20 protein-coding genes are annotated in these 17,208 nt (G+C 68.4%); 4 read left to right on the top strand and 16 right to left on the bottom strand.

Annotation, left to right across the window (positions count from 1 at the left end):
• Positions 1-95: 95 nt before the first annotated feature.
• The 10 genes from F5X71_RS32810 to hemL all read right to left on the bottom strand — a co-directional run bounded on the left by F5X71_RS32810 (position 96) and on the right by hemL (position 10,682).
• A complete protein-coding gene (locus F5X71_RS32810) occupies positions 96-899 on the bottom strand; it encodes an LLM class flavin-dependent oxidoreductase (RefSeq protein WP_167466919.1) in 804 nt (267 codons plus the stop codon).
• 837 nt (positions 900-1,736) lie between these two features.
• The gene (locus F5X71_RS37870) at positions 1,737-2,090 is read right to left on the bottom strand and encodes an NUDIX hydrolase (protein ID WP_428981422.1); all 354 of its coding nucleotides are present in this window, start codon (positions 2,088-2,090) and stop codon (positions 1,737-1,739) included.
• Positions 2,091-2,105: 15 nt separating this feature from the next.
• Positions 2,106-3,374 (bottom strand): ATP-binding protein, encoded by a 1,269-nt coding sequence (locus tag F5X71_RS32820; protein ID WP_167465468.1) that lies wholly within the window; start codon positions 3,372-3,374, stop codon positions 2,106-2,108.
• A gap of 601 nt (positions 3,375-3,975) precedes the next feature.
• On the bottom strand, positions 3,976-4,944 hold the full coding sequence (gene ccsB, locus F5X71_RS32825; protein ID WP_167465469.1) for a c-type cytochrome biogenesis protein CcsB: 969 nt from the start codon (positions 4,942-4,944) through the stop codon (positions 3,976-3,978).
• A gap of 2 nt (positions 4,945-4,946) precedes the next feature.
• Entirely contained in the window at positions 4,947-6,614 is a 1,668-nt protein-coding gene (gene resB / locus F5X71_RS32830; protein WP_167466920.1) for a cytochrome c biogenesis protein ResB, read from the bottom strand.
• A gap of 11 nt (positions 6,615-6,625) precedes the next feature.
• Positions 6,626-7,459 (bottom strand): cytochrome c biogenesis CcdA family protein, encoded by an 834-nt coding sequence (locus F5X71_RS32835; protein ID WP_167466921.1) that lies wholly within the window; start codon positions 7,457-7,459, stop codon positions 6,626-6,628.
• A 28-nt stretch (positions 7,460-7,487) separates the two neighbouring features.
• Positions 7,488-7,658 carry a hypothetical protein gene (locus tag F5X71_RS32840; RefSeq protein ID WP_167465470.1) on the bottom strand — a complete coding sequence of 57 codons (171 nt, stop codon included), beginning with the start codon at positions 7,656-7,658 and terminating at the stop codon, positions 7,488-7,490.
• A gap of 77 nt (positions 7,659-7,735) precedes the next feature.
• Positions 7,736-8,377 carry a TlpA disulfide reductase family protein gene (locus F5X71_RS32845; RefSeq protein WP_174817178.1) on the bottom strand — a complete coding sequence of 214 codons (642 nt, stop codon included), beginning with the start codon at positions 8,375-8,377 and terminating at the stop codon, positions 7,736-7,738.
• Complete coding sequence (locus F5X71_RS32850) at positions 8,374-9,021, bottom strand: histidine phosphatase family protein (protein WP_167466923.1); 648 nt, start codon at positions 9,019-9,021, stop codon at positions 8,374-8,376. Before F5X71_RS32850 ends, F5X71_RS32845 begins: the two co-directional genes overlap by 4 nt.
• A 323-nt stretch (positions 9,022-9,344) precedes the next feature.
• A complete protein-coding gene (hemL, locus tag F5X71_RS32855) occupies positions 9,345-10,682 on the bottom strand; it encodes a glutamate-1-semialdehyde 2,1-aminomutase (RefSeq protein ID WP_167465471.1) in 1,338 nt (445 codons plus the stop codon).
• Positions 10,683-10,793: 111 nt separating this feature from the next.
• On the opposite strand from hemL, the gene F5X71_RS32860 reads away from it, so the two are divergent.
• Complete coding sequence (locus tag F5X71_RS32860; protein WP_238815593.1) at positions 10,794-11,240, top strand: hypothetical protein; 447 nt, start codon at positions 10,794-10,796, stop codon at positions 11,238-11,240.
• A gap of 22 nt (positions 11,241-11,262) precedes the next feature.
• Here the strand turns inward: F5X71_RS32860 and F5X71_RS32865 are convergent, their stop codons facing one another.
• The 6 genes from F5X71_RS32865 to hemB form a co-directional block, all read right to left on the bottom strand.
• The gene (locus tag F5X71_RS32865) at positions 11,263-11,496 is read right to left on the bottom strand and encodes a hypothetical protein (RefSeq protein WP_167465472.1); all 234 of its coding nucleotides are present in this window, start codon (positions 11,494-11,496) and stop codon (positions 11,263-11,265) included.
• A gap of 108 nt (positions 11,497-11,604) precedes the next feature.
• Positions 11,605-11,844, bottom strand: coding sequence for a hypothetical protein (locus F5X71_RS32870; protein ID WP_167465473.1), 240 nt, complete (start codon positions 11,842-11,844; stop codon positions 11,605-11,607).
• A 42-nt stretch (positions 11,845-11,886) separates the two neighbouring features.
• Positions 11,887-12,135 carry a hypothetical protein gene (locus tag F5X71_RS32875; protein WP_167465474.1) on the bottom strand — a complete coding sequence of 83 codons (249 nt, stop codon included), beginning with the start codon at positions 12,133-12,135 and terminating at the stop codon, positions 11,887-11,889.
• Complete coding sequence (locus tag F5X71_RS32880; protein WP_238815594.1) at positions 12,132-12,677, bottom strand: hypothetical protein; 546 nt, start codon at positions 12,675-12,677, stop codon at positions 12,132-12,134. The genes F5X71_RS32875 and F5X71_RS32880 overlap by 4 nt, the downstream gene beginning before the upstream one ends.
• 318 nt (positions 12,678-12,995) lie before the next feature.
• The gene (locus F5X71_RS32885) at positions 12,996-13,535 is read right to left on the bottom strand and encodes a hypothetical protein (RefSeq protein ID WP_167465475.1); all 540 of its coding nucleotides are present in this window, start codon (positions 13,533-13,535) and stop codon (positions 12,996-12,998) included.
• Positions 13,532-14,509 carry a porphobilinogen synthase gene (gene hemB, locus F5X71_RS32890; protein WP_167465476.1) on the bottom strand — a complete coding sequence of 326 codons (978 nt, stop codon included), beginning with the start codon at positions 14,507-14,509 and terminating at the stop codon, positions 13,532-13,534. Before hemB ends, F5X71_RS32885 begins: the two co-directional genes overlap by 4 nt.
• Positions 14,510-14,720: 211 nt before the next feature.
• Here hemB and F5X71_RS32895 point away from each other — a divergent pair, with 211 nt between their 5' ends.
• From F5X71_RS32895 to F5X71_RS32905, 3 genes are all read left to right on the top strand, one after another.
• Positions 14,721-15,506, top strand: a complete 786-nt coding sequence (locus F5X71_RS32895) for a hypothetical protein (RefSeq protein ID WP_167465477.1) — start codon at positions 14,721-14,723, stop codon at positions 15,504-15,506.
• Positions 15,507-15,516: 10 nt separating this feature from the next.
• Positions 15,517-16,620 (top strand): tetratricopeptide repeat protein, encoded by a 1,104-nt coding sequence (locus F5X71_RS32900; RefSeq protein WP_167465478.1) that lies wholly within the window; start codon positions 15,517-15,519, stop codon positions 16,618-16,620.
• Positions 16,621-16,935: 315 nt separating this feature from the next.
• Positions 16,936-17,208: a hypothetical protein gene (locus F5X71_RS32905; protein ID WP_174817179.1), complete on the top strand. Its 273-nt coding sequence runs from the start codon at positions 16,936-16,938 to the stop codon at positions 17,206-17,208.

Below are 17,208 nucleotides of genomic sequence, written 5' to 3' on the forward strand. Positions count from 1 at the left end.
CAGGGGCCTAGGTCCACGGAACGGGACGAACAAGGCCCCCGCGGGCGCAGAGCGCAGGAGGCAACCCGCCGATACCCGGAGGACCCCACGCCATGTCACAGAGCCGCACTGAGTTTCGCGGCCAACTCATAGTCGCGCTGCCAGTCCGGGCTGGTCAGGGCGAGGATCACTCGCTCGACACCGGCGGCCGCGTGGGCGGCTAGGTGTTCCGCGGCGGCGGTGAGATCGGTGGGCAGATCCGGGGCCACGACGGTGACCGACGGCGCGGGCCTGTTGAATCCTGCTGCGAGAGCGGATAATTCCGAGATCTCAGCAGGGAGATCAGCGAGGTTCGGCCGGAGGGTGATCCAGCCGTCGGCGAACTCCGCCGCCCGGCGACGAGCGCGAGAACCGTTGCCCGCCACTAGGATCGGTGGGACAGTCGCGCCCAGCGACAATCTCGCCTCGACACCGTTGACCTCCGCAGGCGCGCCGGCGATCAGGTCGGGCAACACCCGCAGCGCCGCATCGGTGCGTCGCCCACGATCCGCGAAATCGAAACCCGCCGCCCGCCAACCGATATCACCGTGCGCCGGATTTCCCGTCCCCACCCCCAGCAGCAACCGATCCCCCGAAACATACTGCAAACTACTGATCTGCTTCGCCGCCCAGGCCGTCGACCGCAACGCGAGCAGCATCACGTTGTAGCCCACCGTGATCCGCTCCGTCACCGCCGCCGCGGTCGCCAGCACCACCGCGCTGTCCAACATCGGCGCACTGGCGATCAAATGATCCGTAGACCAAACAGATTCGAGCCCGAGCTGCTCCGCCGCCCGAGCACTAGCCCGCACATCCCCCAAAATCGGCCGCGCCGGATCCGCCGTAGAAGTCGGCAGAATGACACCAATCCCGAGACCCACAAAAACACCCCATCCACTACCGAACGCTCCAAGACGCGCTATTTCCGCTGATGAACCCAACCCTAAGCCGCACCCCCACCCCACCCCCATGCCCAAACCCCTCACCCCCATATCCCAAACACTCACCCCAACCAGGCGCGCCCCGAACAAGTCCATACGCGAATCCGGCCTCGATACGCTGGACCGATGGTGGTTCGTGAGCCGCGACGGGCATGGCAGATCACGTGCTCGGAATTGGCAGCGGGACTGCCCCGGCGATGGGCACATACCCAGGGCGTGGCGAATGCCGCAGCCCTGCTCGCCGACAGGGTCGACTGCGACCGCGACCCGCTGGTCGCATCCGCGTTCTCCACCATGTGGGTTACGCACCGCGCCTTGCGATTACGGGCTTCCATCCGTTGCGCGGTGCTCGATTCCTTCGCGACGAACATCAGGCCGACGAAAGGTGGTGCGCGTGGTCCCCAATCACACCTGCGCGCTCCTCGAGGCTGAGGTACGAGGGCTGGATGCGCGGTTGGGGTCCGAGTCCCCATCCTTGACGACGAACGTCTGACGGATGCTCTGACCTACTGCGACATGACCACAACGCCGAACGGCTCACCAACGACACCCGCCGAGCGGATTGGCGAGATCGTGGGGCGCTACGAGACCGATTCTGTTGTGGGACAATTCATCCGGCGCGCTGAGCCGCGGATTCTCGAGGCAACCGGTCGAATTGAAAGGCCTAGTATCGACTCAACCGAGACAGAGGGTAGTTACCAGAGAGATAGTCGCCGATCTGCTGACGCCTGCTCGGGTGAATGTCGTACTGGTCCAGGCCTTCCGGGGCCACGAAGGTCACGCCGTCTGCCTCGTCGTTGATCGTCGGCTCTCCCGCGACCGGCCGACCGATGCACGTGTTCTCGTACTGCTGGCGAATCTCGCCACCGGTGTAGGCGACAAGGTGATTCGGGTTGCTGTAACGCCGAGGAACCCAGTGATCTCCGCAGTAATCCCGGTCTCCTCCCGGCATTCCCGAATGGCGCACTCGGCGGCGGTCTCACCGAAGTCCATCGCGCCGCCCGGCGTGGCGATTCGGCATCCGGTTGCCCTGGTAGGTCCGGAGGTACGTGCGCCACCGACGTATGGCCGGTTCTGTGGCACCGTACCGCCTCTCGTAAGACCTCCCGGACGCGGCTGGCCGTGCACCATTAGACGATCTCTGGATTACTCGATCTTGCGGAGCATGTCTCGTGGAAGAATTCCGTTAGAGAGACCCACCAAGAGCGCGTAAGGCTTCATTAACGGGTTGGAAAACCTGTATCGCGGAGTATTTCTTACGGTCTTAACGTCCAGAACCATCGGCTGGCCAGTGCTGAACCGCTTCAGATGGGAATTGAAGTCGGAATTTTTCCGTGGCACTCCCAGGATTCTCGACAGAGGAGCGCGCACATCCGTCGCGGTGAAATATCCCATGCGGTCCGGACCGGTCATAGCGCACGCTACAAGAGTCTTTTCGAATGTCGCGTCACTGCGAGCGGCAACGGTGGCGTGGTAGTACGCCTCCCTGATGCTGGGTTCGGCTTCGTCCTTCGCTACCATCAACGCGTCGAAGACGTCAGGAAACTCGATTTCCTCCCTGGATGCAGAGATCGCCTCGCGCCCAACGGCGCTAGCAAGCAGGTGGGTGAAGTACGGGAACCCTTGAGACAGGCTGGCGATGGCCGAAGCAGCTTCCTCGGTCACGGCAAGGTGTGACCCACTTCGCTCACCGTAAGCACTGAACCCCTCTTGGACAATCTCATTCAACTCGGCATGGGTCATTCGTGGCATCGGCACAGGAATGAGGCACCGGTCAATAGAAGCATGGCCCGCGATGAGGTCGGACACATTGTCGGCAACGCCGACGAGGATAAGGGTGCAGGGAACGATATCGTCAGAAATCTGTTTGATCAGGTCGGCGAACTTCGCACCTTCACTGAAAACGTTCATGCGATCAAATTCGTCCACGATTACCAGCAAGCGGACGCGATCCGCGATCAGGCTCAGGCAACGCCCTACGGTCTCAGGGGTAGGCGCGTCGAGCAGGATATCTTCCACGCGGTCGAGAAGCGCCTCATCCAAGGTCTCTCCCACTAGCTGCCGTGCGCCATCTTTAGAAGATTTTTCCAGTTCGAGCGTGAGTCGCCCGTGAAGCTTCTGCCACAGTGAGGAAAAGTCGTCGTCAGCACTGCACGCCAGACGAACACACACCGTCGCGTCCGGGGCTTGGCCATCGAAGGCATCGCGAACCATGTACGACAGCGAAGTCTTGCCGACCCCGCGTTCCCCGAAGATGATGGCATGCTGGCCCGGCGCGCCGGTTACGCCGAGCAGGCGCACCAACTGACTGCGACGGCCGCGAAACAGGCGCTGATCATCAGTGGGTGCGCCCGGCTTGAAGATGTTGGCCAAAGTCGCGACCTTGGCTGTAAACACTTGGGTGTCTTCTGCCACGGGCAATAATTTATCAGATCAGCGTTTAAAATATCAATAGCCCCTCCGAACCCCTCCGAACCCCTCAGAGCCCCTCTAGATCTTCCGACCTGGGCAGGTGAGGACGGGCAGCTTCTCGCTCCTGAAGACTTCCCGCCCCTGCTTCCTCATCCTGGCCATTCTGAGCTGAGGGAGTCGTGTCAAGGCGCTACTCCCTTCATTCGGCCGAGTGAGTCAGACAATCGGGCCATGAGGAGGCAGGGAGCTGCGCGACCGCGGTCCGTCCACCCAGCTCAGCCAATTCTTTGACCACGGCCATAGCGGGACTCGGGGCTGGTGTCGGATGGGACTGACCATGGCTCGATGTGCGGAAGGTGGCATCGTGCACCCTCGCGTCCAGTGGCCGAGTACCAAGTCGGTGCCGGTACCGCTGGAACTCGTCGCGATGCTCGAAGAGTCCGCAGCGCACCTGTGGCCTGACGCGGACGAGACCACGCGCCTCGCGATTGGGGCCGCGATCCGGGATCGGCCTGGTTCCGCTGCGTGCTCCCTGCGTGCCGAGACAGACGAGCAGGGACTCAGAGGCGGGCAATGATGACCAGGAAACGCAGGTAGAAGGTGCTTAGTTGAGGCCCGCGTAGCTGTGCAGGCCGCTGATCACCATGTTGATGATGAAGAGGTTGAAGAGCATGGCTATGAAGGCGGCTACGTTGATCCAGGCGGCTTTGGTGTCGCGCCAGCCGGAAGTCGCGCGGGCGTGCAGGTAGGCGGCGTAGAGGACCCAGGCGATGAAGGAGCAGGTTTCTTTGGGGTCCCAGCCCCAGAAGCGGCCCCAGGCGGCTTCGGCCCAGATGGCGCCGAGGATGACGCCGGCGCCGAAGAGGGGGAAGCCGATGATGGTGGTTTTGTAGGCGAGGCGGTCCAGGGTGCGGGCATCGGGGAGGCGGCGCGCGATGGCGCCGAGGACGCCGGCGGATTCCGCGCCGTCGGGCTGGCGCAGCCGGAACAGGAACAGCAGGCTGGCGACACCGGCGAACAGGAACACACCGCTGCCGATGCTGACGATGGTGACGTGCACGGGCAGCCAGAAGGACTTCAGCGCGGGAACTACCGGGGCGGCGTCGGCGTAGAGCACGGTGCCCGCGAGGAACAGCAGCACCAGCACGGGGACGAGCAGGAACACCCACATCGCCCGATACCGCGGCTCACGCAGGAACAGCACACCGACGACGACGGCCGCGGCGGTCGCCATGGTGACGAACTCGTACATGTTGCCGAGCGGGAAACGATGGGTGGCGAACCCGCGCAATACGATCGAGGCGACGTGCAGCGCGATCGCGACGACGAGCACCGAGAACGCGGTGTTGCCGAGCCGCTCGGACAACGGCTTGGCGGACGGGACATCGATGCGACCAGGCACCGCGGGATCGACGGCGGACCCACCGACGGACACCAGTTCGCGTTCGGCGACCTGACGGCTGCGCGCGGTGGCGTACTGCCAGATGAGCAGCACGAGCACCAGCGCATAGACCACGATCGCGGTCTTGAACGAGAAATCGCTGTAGCGCGCGATGGTCTCGTTGATCGGCATCTCTAGTCTCCCGTGGTCTTCGCGTCGGACGGATCGTCCAGCAGGCGCGCACGCAGCTGCTCGAACTCACCACCCCAGCCCGCTTGGTCGGTCCGGGCCAGCCCGCCCATCTCTACTACAGTGCGTCGTTTATCCAAGGTACCGGCTGCGTCCTCGGCCGGGTAGACCCGGACCCAGATCCGGCGCCGCTTCACCAGCAGCGAGACCAGCAGGCCGAGCATCATGATCACCGCGCTCACCAGCACCCACTGTTGCGCTGGATCGTGCGACACCTGCAGGTTCGCGAACTCCTGCGCGCCGTCGAAGGTCACCTTGGTGCCGTTGGGCAGCGTGGTCGATTCGCCGGGGCGCAGGTTCACCCTGGCCTCCTTGGTCAAGCGGCCCTGCTTGACCTGCTCGGTGTCGAGCGCGAACAGCGACTGCGGCCTGCCGGTGTCGAGGCCGGTGTCGCCGCGGTAGATGTCGACCGCGACGGCCGGATCGTTCATCGCGGGGAACGACGAGGTCATCAGGCTGCCGTGGAACAGCGCGGTCGGCGCGAACAGTCCTTCGATGGCGATCTGGTTCTTGCGGCGCTGCTCGTCGGTGGCGTACATGCCGCCCGGCGGGTCGATCCGCAGCACGCCGCTGGACAGGAACGTCATCGCGTCGTCGGGGCGCCACTGGATGGACTCGGTCCGGGTCTGCCCGTCCGGGAAGGTGACGGTGAACTTCGGCGCGTAACCGTGGCCCTGCAAGTAGATTCGGTCCCCTGCGACCCGCAGCGGATGGTTCACCTGGATCTTGGTGGAACGCCAGGTGTCGGTCCGCAGATCGTCCCCGGCCTGGTATTCGATGTTCGAGGTGAACATCTCGGCCTGGCCGTTGGTCAGGTAGTCGGCCTTGAAGTCCTTGACCCGCACGCAGATCGGCGTCATGCCGGTGCCGTCGTTGACGTTGCCCGCCTTGAACGAGTCGAACACCGCGGGCGAGGTGGTGCAGAAGCCGGGGCCGTCGTTCGCGATGACGATCACGTTGCCCTCGTAGCCGAACAACTTGCCCACCGCGATGGCGACGAGCAGGCCGACCAGCGCCAGATGGAAGACCAGGTTGCCGAGTTCGCGGGTGTAGCCCTTCTCCGCGGACAGCGTGATCTCGCCGTCCCTGGTGCCGGGCCGGACCTCGGTGCGCCAACCGCGCAGCCCGGTGCGCACCCGCGCGAGCACCTCGTCGGGGGTCTGGTCGGCGGTGCCGGAGTAGTGGTGCGGCAACCGGGTCAGGTTGCGCGGCGCGCGCACCGGCGGGGTGCGCAGCGCGCGGTAGTGGTCGAAGCAGCGCGGCAGGATGCAGCCGACCAGCGAAATGAACAGCAGCACATAGATCGCCGTGAACCAGAAGCTGCCGAACACGTCGAACAACTCGAACCGGTCCATCCACGGTCCGAGCGTGGGCCGGTTCGCGATGTACTGGGCGACCTTCTGCTCGTTCAGGCTGCGCTGCGGCAGCAAGGCGCCGGGGATCGCGGCGAGCGCGAGCAGGAACAGCAGCACCAGCGCGGTGCGCATGCTGGTGAGCCCGCGCCAGGTGTTGCGGACGAAGGCCAGCGCGCGGCCGGGCAGCGACTGCCGCGGCGGCCTGCCCGGTCCGGCGGCCTGCTGCTGCGTCACCACCGAGGAATCGTCACCGCGCATCGAATCGACACTCATATCGGCAGCGTCACCTCGGAGACGAAGGCGTCACGCACCCAGCCGACGAATTGATCCCAGATCCCGGTCACCAGGGCCGCGCCCACCGCGACCAGCAGCAGCCCGCCGATGATCTGGATGGTGCGCGAATTGCGCCGCAACCACCCGACACCGCGCAGCGCGCTGGCCGAACCGAAGGCCAGGATCACGAACGGCAGGCCGAGGCCGAGGCAGTAGGCGACGATCAACGCCACCCCGCGCACGGCGGTGGTGCCGTCGGTGCCCGCGGCCACCGCCATCACACCGGACAGGGTCGGGCCGAGGCACGGCGTCCAGCCGAGCGCGAAGACCCCGCCGAGCAGCGGCGCGCCCGCGATGCTGGTGAGCCGGCGCGGCTGCATCCTGGTGTCGCGCTGCAGGGCGGGCACCAGACCAATGAACACCAGCCCCATCAGGATCGTGACGACGCCGCCGATCCGTTGCAGCAGTTCACGATTGACGTTGAGCGTCTGGATGACGCCGAAAACCGTCGCGGTGGCGAGCACGAAAACCACCGTGAAACCCGCGACGAACAGTCCCGCCGCACCCGCGACCCGCAGCCGTCCGCTCCGCGCGGAGGTGTACAGCGCGACCGAACCGCCCTGTGTCCCTTTGGCTTGCGCGACCGTCGCGGGCGGCGCCTCGGCGCCGACCAGCCCGGCCAGGTAGGACAGGTACCCGGGCACCAGCGGCACGACACACGGCGACGCGAACGACACCAGCCCCGCCAGCAGGCAGGCACCGAGGGCAAGCAGCAACGGTCCGGTCGCCGCGGTCTGCTGGAACGAATCTCCTACGGCGGCCAGCACCATCACCGCGCCACCGTGCTCGACGCGCGATTCACCCGGCGTCACCGTCCGGTGTCTGCTCGACCGGCTCCTCGTCGCCGCGCACCACGATGCGCGGCTCGCTCGGTCCCTCGGCCGCGCCGAACAGCACGCCGAAGTCGAGCAGCGAGTCCGCGGCTACGCTGCGCGGCACCGTGGCGATGCCCTTCCATCGGTCGTCCACGGCCCAGGCTCCGCCGATGCGGCGAGCCCCCTGCCGGGGTCGACAGGCACGCAGGGTACGGGTGCGGCGATCGCGATTCACTGTGCTTCCTCCGAGGCGATTTTTTGAACGATCGGTTGCAGATCGTCGGCGAGCAACGCGCGCAGGAACACCGCGGCGACGCGGTGCTGACGATCCAAGACGAGGGTGGTGGGGATGACGCTGGTCGGGAAGTTCCCGCCGAGCGCGAGCAGCGTACGCATGGACGGGTCGTAGATGGACGGGTAGCCGACCTTGTTGTCGACCACGAAGTCCTGCGCCTTGTCCTGCTGCGGGTCTCGGACATTGATACCGAGGAAGGCAACGCCGCTGTCTTTCGTTGCCTCGTAGACCCTTTCGAGCGCGGGGGCCTCGGCGCGGCAGGGCCCGCACCACTGTCCCCACAGGTTGAGCACCACGACCTTGCCCGCGAAGTCGGCGACCGAGACGGTCTTGCCCGCGGTCATCAGGTCGGGCCCGGACAGCGGGCCGATGGTGCCGCGCGCGCTGGGCGGATCGTAGAAGATCTCGGTTTTGCCACCGGGCGAGACGAATTCGAAGGTGCCGCCCGAGGCCACCGCGTCGGTACCGCCGGAACACCCCGTGACCCCGGCGAGCAGGGCCAGGCATGCCAGGAGAGCGGGCACCACCCGCCGGGCCGCACGGGCGGGCGGGTTGCCGAACGCGGTGGTGGCGATCATGCGCCGTGTACCGCGGGGTCCGAACCGCCGGCGGGCTCGGAGTAGACGATGTCGACGAGGGTGTCGCCCTGGTAGACCAGCGAGGTCAGCGAAGCGAGCGAGCACTGACGCACCCGGGGGTCGTGCCAGAGCCGCTGGCCCTGCAGGAATCGGCGCAGTGTCCAGACCGGCAGCTGATGCGAGACGAGCACGACCTCGCGCCCGGCCGCCTCCACCCGCGCCTTGTTGACCGCGGCCAGCATGCGGTGCGCGATCTGCAGGTAGGGCTCGCCCCAGGACGGCGTGAACGGGTCGCGCAACTTCCACCAGTGCCGCGGCTTGCGCAGCGCGCCGTCGCCGACCGAGACCCGCAGGCCCTCGAACGTATTGCCCGCCTCGATCAGGTTCTCGTCGGTGCGCACGATCAATTGATGCTGCGCGGCAATGGGTTCGGCGGTCTCCTGCGCGCGCTGCAGCGGCGAGGCGATGACCATCGCGATGTCGTGGTCGGCCAGCGCCCGCGCGACCGCGCCCGCCTGCGAGCGGCCGGTCACCGAGAGGCTGAAGCCGGGCAGCCTGCCGTAGAGGATCCCGTTCGGGTTGTGCACCTCGCCGTGGCGCAGCACGTGCACGATCGTCTCCACCGGTTCGGTGCTGTGCCGCAGCGCCGCCGATGACGGCTGCTTGGCCGCGGAATCGGCTGCGGCCCGGTCTGTTTCGGCGACCGCGGGGGTCGGCCGCACGCTACCGGACGCGGCGGCGGCGAACTGCGCGCCCGCGTCGACGACCGTCGAATCGGCGGTCTCGGGCTCGGTCCCGGCTTCGGCGACCGGCGCGGCGGCATCGGTGAGCGCGGCGGTCTCGGCCGCGGCGATCTCCGGATCGGCGCTTGCCGGGACGTCGGCGTCCGGCGTCTCGGCCGGTGCTGCGGCTTCGGTGGGCTGCTCTAGCTCGCGCTTGTCGGCGTCGGGCTGATCGTGATCGGGGCTCACGCGCGGGATCCTTCGGGAGTGGCGGCCGCGGCCGCGTGTGCGGCGGCGGGCAGGGCTGCGGCGATTCGGTCGAACGCGTCCTCGTCGAGCGCCGCGGAGACGAACCAGGTCTCGAACGCGCTGGGCGGCGCGTACACGCCACCGTCGAGCAGGGCATGGAAGAACGCGGGGTAGCGCCAGGTCTGACTCGCCTTGGCGGCGGCGTAGTCGGTGACCGGGCGTTCGGTGAAGAACACGCTCACCATATTGCCCGCGAACTGCACCCGGTGCTCGACCCCGGCCGCGCTCAGCGCCTCGCCGAAGAGCGCGCCGAGTCGTTGGGCATTGCGGTCCAGCGCCGCGTACACCGTGTCGTCGGCCGCGCGCAGCGTGGCGAGCCCGGCGGCGACCGCGACCGGGTTACCGGACAGCGTGCCCGCCTGATAGACCGGGCCGAGCGGGGCCAGGCTGTGCATGATCTCGGCGCGACCGCCGAACGCGGCGGCGGGCAGGCCGCCGCTCATCACCTTGCCGAAGGTGTAGAGATCGCCCGCGACGCCCTCGTGCCCGAACCAGCCCGCCGAGCTCACCCGGAATCCGGTCATCACCTCGTCCATGATGAGCAGCGCGCCGTGCTCGGCGGTGAGCCTGCGCAGGCCCGCGTTGAAGCCGGGTTGCGGCGCGACGGTGCCCATGTTGCCCGCGGCGGCCTCGGTGATCACGCACGCGATCGAGTCCGGATGCGCCGCGAAGGCGGCCGCGACGGCCTCGAGATCGTTGTACGGCAGCACGAGGGTGTCGGCCGCCTGTGCGCCGGTGACGCCCGGCGAGGTAGGTAGCCCGAGGGTCGCCACGCCGGACCCGGCGTCGGCCAGCAACGCGTCGACATGCCCGTGATAGCAGCCGGCGAACTTGATGATCTTGGCGCGACCGGTGTAGCCGCGCGCCAGGCGCACCGCGCTCATCGTGGCCTCGGTGCCGGAGTTCACCAGCCGCACCCGATCCACCGGCGCCACCCGCGCGGCGATCGCCTCGGCCAGTTCGATCTCCGCCTCGGTGGGCGCACCGAACGACAAGCCGCCGACCGCGGCGCGGCGCACCGCCTCGACCACCTCGGGATGGGCGTGGCCGAGAATCATCGGCCCCCACGAACACACCAGGTCGACGTACTCGTTTCCATCGGCGTCGACCAGGGTGTAGCCGTTGGCGGACGCGATGAATCGCGGTGTGCCACCGACCGAGTTGAAGGCACGCACCGGGGAATTGACCCCACCCGGTATCACCGAACAAGCCCGGTCGAAGAGCTGAGCGGAAACCGGCACCGATGCGCTGGTCACGCGCGGAGAAGAACTCACGACCTCCAGTGTCGCAGCCCCTCCGGAACGGGTCGACGACAGGGTCTGTGCCCTCGCGCGCAGAAGTGACGCGGATCGCAACACGCCGGGCCTGCGTTTACGGCGTATTCGGTGGCCGACGGATTGCCGGTGCGTAATCTCGGGCGTCAACACTCATCGGCCGAGAGGGATTTCATGCGGTTTGCCATGTTCAGTGCTGCGGTGTCCACGGCGCTCGTCGGCGCGGCGATCGCGCTCGGCGCGGGTTCGGCGCAGGCGGCCGAGCCGGTCGCGCAACCCGATCGACTGGGACTGCAACTGAGCCATGCGGAGACCGAGACCGTGGCGGGCGGGCCGATTCCGGCGCTGATCAGCATGGTGGTGCCGCTCAACCGGATCGGCGTCGGGCTCAAGGCCGACACCTCGATCTACAAGGACGAGAACGGTGGCGTGCACGCGTCGCTGCGGCAGGCGATCATGGAGGCGGCCGATCGCCCCGACGGGACGATCACCCTGTTCCTGAACGCACCGGGCACCCGCAACGGCCGCGTGCTCGACATCTACCAGAACTGGAGCTGACGCTCCGTCTGCCGGAACCGGTTCAGCTGTACATGCACGGCGTCTGCGGCGCGATGGTGTGCAGCATGCACATGAACGAGTTGTACGGCCCAGCGGAACCGGATTCCGGCACCAGCACCGGCGCGTCGACGGCGCCCGCGGCAACCTCCGCGGGCTCGAGCGGAAGGCCCGTGTTCGCACCCGCCGGTGCGGCGCCGACTCCGATCGCGGCGGCAAACGCCAGTGCGGCACAGACTTTCACAGCAAGCCGGTTCATCAATCCCTGTCCTCTTGATCGGTTCGTCCGAATGACAGCCGAAATCCTAACGGCCGCAGCGGTATTGTGGCCTACCGCGGACCGCGGCGGAGATCGGTTGCCGCGACTCTAGGTGATCCCGACGCAGAACATGGCAGAACCGGTCGTCGCAAGGCAGGCCAAAGGCGCGGGCAGCACGTGCAGCAGTGGCGCGGGCGAGGATTGGACCAGGGCGGGCGGCGGCGCGGCGGGCCCTGCCGCGGAAACCTCGGCGGGTGCCGCGGCGGCCGTGACCACGGTGGCCGCGCCGATCAGACCTGCGGCGGCCACGCCGGACAGCGTGCGCTTGACGGGGGCTGTTGGTTTCATGCGTCGGATGTTCCCGCGCGTGCGGAATCGAAACGGTCGAGATCAGCGCGCCCGGCGCCGGCGCACCAGCCGGGCGACCGCGTCGATGAGGAACAGTCCCGCGACGGCGCCGAGCACCGCCGCGAGCAACAGCCACGGCCCGACATAGCGGGTCGCGACGAACTCCGGCGCCCGATCGAGCGCGGCGAAGGTGCTGGTGCGAATGCCTGCCCGCCAGCTGGCCACCGCGGCGACGAGCAGGAGCACCGCCAGGCCGAGTTCGCCGACGAGCACCGCGATCCATCCCCTCATCGGTCCGCTCCGTTCTCGCTGGGCTCGTCCTCGCCCTCCGGTGGGTTGGCCACGGGATCGACCGCGTCGGACTTGTTCCCGATGGTCGTCTCGAGCGCGGCCCGCAGCGCGCGGTGATCCCGCGCCCATGCTTGCACGTACCCGCCGTCGGCCAGGCGCAGGCCGATCCCGGTGCGCCGCCGCGGCACTCCGCTCAGCTCGCCGAGCGCTCGCGCGGATTCCCATTCCTCGTCGTCCCACGCGTCTTCGTCGCGTTCGGGCAGCACGGCGGCGATGGTGCTGAGCGGCAGCGTCTCGGTGCCCTGCCGCAGCGTGGTGCCGGTGAGCTCGACGCTGACGTGCCGCCGCCCCGCGACCACCTGCAGCACAACGAAACCCGCGATCAGCGAGCCGCAGAAGAGGAGTGCGAACCAGTGCACGGCGCTACCGGTGGCCAGTTCCAGAATCAGGATGATCAAGCAGAGAATGGGCCCGTAGGCCGTGGTTCGCCAGCGCGCGCCCGGCTCGGCGAACAGGATATTCGCGTCGTCGGTGGTGATCATGCGGCACCGGCCGACACGCACCCGACCGAGCGGGCACCGCGAATCGACAAGGGAGCGGACAGAATCAGCGAGTCAGACCCGGCAACAGCAGCACGGCGACGGTGAGGACCCCGAACAGAACCAGCAGGCTCAACACGGCCAGCTCGCGCCGAATGCTCTGCGGCTGTTGGATCACCACTCGCATTGCTGCCTCCGATTCCCCGGAGCGACCTGCGACGCACAACAACGCTTGACAGCCAACTACCGGTTCCCATGTCCACTGTGACAACCCTCACGATACATGCCGACCTGGGCCCGGCAAACTCGGGCGCCGCTTGTTCACCGGCGGCTCACCTGGAAATACGCCGTGGATTCCGGCCGGTGCGCCAGGTAGACGGCGCCGCCCGCGAGCACCGCCTGCACGATCGCGGCGCCCCCCGCGACCAGCGAGGCGGCACCGGTCACCGCGTCGAACGCGAACAGCGCGCCGACGCCGACCACGATGAGCCAGACCCCCGCGATGGTGAGCAGGGTGCGCGCCCACTGCTTGCCGCGGGCGAACTGGTGCACGACCAGCAACGCCACCCCGGCCACCGCCAGCCCGATCACCACCACGACCACGTAGACCAGCGCCACCATCAGCTCGGCGCCTGCCATGGTGACCTGCGGGTCCTTCTCCTTGGCCTGATCGAAGACCTGCTTGGCGAAGCTGTGCCGCTGCGCGAGCGCGGCGAGCACCGACGCGACCAGCTGGACGACACCGAATCCGACCACGCCCCACCACAATTGCCGGGCGGTTCCGACGTCGGTCGGCATCGGCGGCGGCGCGGATGGCGCGGGTGGATACGGCGCGCCGCTCGGTCTCGGCAGGTTGTTCACGACAACCAGTGTGCGGCCTCGGTCGCCCAGTAGGTCAGCACGATGTCCGCACCCGCCCGGCGGATGCCCATGAGCGATTCGAGCACGGCGCCGCGCCGGTCGATCCAGCCCCGCTCGGCGGCGGCGGTGATCATCGCGTACTCACCGGAGATCTGGTAGGCCGCGACCGGGACGGTCGAGTGGTCGGCGACGTCGCGCAGGATGTCCAGATACGACATGGCCGGCTTCACCATGACGAGGTCCGCGCCCTCGGCCAGGTCGAGTTCCAGCTCGCGGATCGCCTCGCGGCGGTTCGCCGAGTCCTGCTGGTAGGTGCGCCGATCGCCCTCCAGCGAGGAGGCGACGGCCTCGCGGAACGGACCGTAGAACGCGGAGGCGTACTTGACCGCGTAGGCCAGGATGCCGGTGTCCGTGCGGCCGACCGCGTCCAGGCCGCGCCGGATCGCGCCGACCTGGCCGTCCATCATGCCGCTGGTGCCGAGCAGGTCGGCGCCGGAGGCGGCCTGGGCGAGCGCCATCTCCACGTAGCGGTGCAGCGTGGCGTCGTTGTCCACGGAACCGTCGGCGGCGAGCACGCCGCAGTGACCGTGATCGGTGAACTCGTCCAGGCAGGTGTCGGCCATCAGCACGGTGGCCGAGCCGACCTCGTCGGACAGCGCGCGCAGACCGCGGTTGAGGATCCCGTCGGGATCGCTGGCCTGGCTGCCCGAGGCGTCCTTGTCCTCGGGGCGCGGGATGCCGAACAGCATGAGCCCGCCGACGCCCGCGGCCACCGCCTCGACGGCGGCCTTGCGTAGCGAATCCATGGAGTGCTGCACGACGCCGGGCATCGAGCCGATCTCCTGCGGCTCGTCCAGTCCGTCGGCGACGAACATCGGCAACACCAATTGCCGTGGCTCCAGTGTGGTTTCGGCCACGAGACGACGCAGTGCGGGGGTACGGCGCAACCGCCGCGGGCGGTCCAATCCGGTCATATTCGCACCATACGCCCGGCGGCGAACACGGTCGCGCGCACCCGGCACGGCCGAGGGTGCCGACCGGCCGCGCGGCCCGCCGGTTTCCCGCGAACACGGGGTGAACCGGAACCCGGCGACCCGGCGACTGTCCCGGTGCTCGAAATCACACCGCGGTCGCGGATCGATGGCGCATACTCCGACAGGAGGGCGAGACCCCCTGGGGGACTTCATGACCGAATCGCACACCGAAATCTCGCTGGCCCGAGCCGCCGACTTCGAATCGTGGGTGGCGGTATTGCTCGCGGACTGGTGGCCCGTGCTCACCGGCGGACTGGCACCACCGCAGACCACCCTGCGCGCCTGGCGGGCCGTGGACGGCGACAGGCAGATCTTCCGGGTCGAGCTGATCGCCCGGCAGTCGGCCGAGGTCGGCATCATGAGCGTGGCGCGCGCGGCGTTCGACCAGCTCGGCATGCGCCCGGACGAGCACGAATGGACACAGAGTCAGGGCAGGCACCTGGTCGGGCACACCGAGGACGCCACCGTGCAGCTGCGCTTCTCCGATACCGCGCACACCGTGTTCCTGCGGCTGCAGAGCAGGCCGTGTCCCGTCTCGGTGGCGGGCGGCAGGCAGTTGAGCGCCCTCCCGGACGCGAACCTGCCGTTCCCCGACACCACGACCGGCCCGCTCGACATCCGGGTCGCGCGCAACAGCGCCCGGCACCTGCTCGCGCAGCACAGCGCGCGATTCGCCACGCCAGCCGACCCGTTCCAGCTCGCACCGCAGGGCCACGTCTCGGACGTGGGCTGGGCGTTCGTCTTTCCCTGGTCGACCACGTCCTGGTACACCGACGGTGCGGCGCCGGTGCTCGCACCGGGTGTCAAAGGGCCGATAGTGGTAGTGAAGGACACTGGAGACACCTGGTTGCTGGACAGCCTCAGCAGCTACGACTCACAACTCGCCGGCTACGCCGACGCCAACGGCTACCGGCACGGCACATCCGATTCGGCCTGAAAGGTCCGCGATGACACCCGACGGAGGCCAGCAGGGGCAGCCCCCGCCGGGCGCGCGTCGACTGCCCGACGGACGACTGCTCATCCCGTGGCAGGGCAAACAGCCGGACGGGACGATCGCGCACGGGATGGTCGAGATCGGCCCCGACGACGACCGGTTCAGCGAGTGGAGCGACTCCATCGCCCGGCGCGAACGCGGCGAACTCCCCGACGACGAGCATCCGGTGGACACCGGCGCGCTGCCGCTGTTTCTCGATCCGCGTCCCGATCCCGCGCCCACCGCCCGCGAACGCAGGCTCGACGCGCTGCGGGCCATCGCCGAACGCGGCGACACCGGCGCGATGGAACAGCTCGCCCAGCTGCTGCGCGACGCGCGGGACCGGCCGGGCGCCGAGCACTGGTTCCGGCGCGCCGCCGAACACGGCAGCGCGACGGCGATGGCCGATCTCGGGCTGCTGTGCGGCACGCACGGCCGGATCGCGGAGGCGGTGCACTGGCTGGAGGCCGCGGTCGCGGCGGGGTGCGTCGGCGCGGATGTGCAGCTCGGCCTGGTGCATCTGGAGCGCGGCCAGTTCGACGAGGCGGAGCGGTGGCTGCGACCCGCGGCCGAGGACGGGTCGCCGGAGGCGCTGTGCAACATGGGCGTCGTCGCGAATCGGCGCGGGGACGCCGAGTCCGCCGAGCGGTGGTACGAGCGCGCTGCGGCGGCCGGGCATCCCACCGCGATGCGCACGCTCGGGCTGTATCTGGCGCGCCGCAACGAGGTCGAGCGGGCCGTCGCCCTGCTCACCGAGGCCGTCCGCCGCGGCCGCGCCGACGCCATGGCCATCCTCGGCTGGCTGTATCTCGAGCAGGGCGACAGCGAGTCCGGTGCGTACTGGCTGCGGCGCGGCGCCGCCGCGGACGACCCGGATTCGATGTTCCGCCTTGCCCTTTACCTGCGCGAGCAGGACTCGGCCCCGTTCACCGGCGACCTGTGCGAGCCCGGCGTGCTCCGCGCCGCCGCGCTGATCGCGACCGGCAGTACCCCGGCCCAGCAGGAGGCCAGGCACTGGCTCGAACGCGCCGCCGCCCTCGGCCACCCGCAATCGCTGCGCCTGCTGCACGACATCTGACCCGTCGCGCACCGGTTTTCGGCGGGCGGGGCCACGGTGTCGGCGCAGTGCTGAAACGGCGCCGAACAGCAGCCGACATCGGTGGCGGACAGTAACCGACAACAGCGCTCGACAACGACTGACAACAGCCCTTGGCAGCGGCCGCCAACAGCGCTCGGCAGCGGTCGACAACAGTGCTGGGCAGCGGGTCGGCAACAGTGCTGGGCAGCGACCGAAAACGTTGCGGCCAGCGGTTTTTGTCGGTGGACGGCGGTATAATCGAAACAGTGTTCGAGGGGGCTCGCCGAGTCCCCGATCGCATCGGGAGGGAAGCCTGTGCCCGCGACGAAGACCGTTCTGATCGATAGTCCCTACACACCGCTGGCGAAGAAGCGGCTGCCCGCCGGGCGGCCACGGTCGTGGTACGTCCGCCACAACCGCAAGCTCAAGGCGATGCGGCTGACCATCGCGCTGCTCGATTCCGGGGTGTACAGCGCGAGCGAAGCCAACAACAAGCGCATCCGCTACACCGCGGACGCGATCGGCATCCGCCCGCCCTCGGATACCACCTGCACCATGGTGCGCACGCTGATCCGCAAGCGGCACTGA

Origin of the sequence: Nocardia brasiliensis, from assembly GCF_011801125.1 — a bacterium.
Lineage (GTDB): Bacteria > Actinomycetota > Actinomycetes > Mycobacteriales > Mycobacteriaceae > Nocardia > Nocardia brasiliensis_C.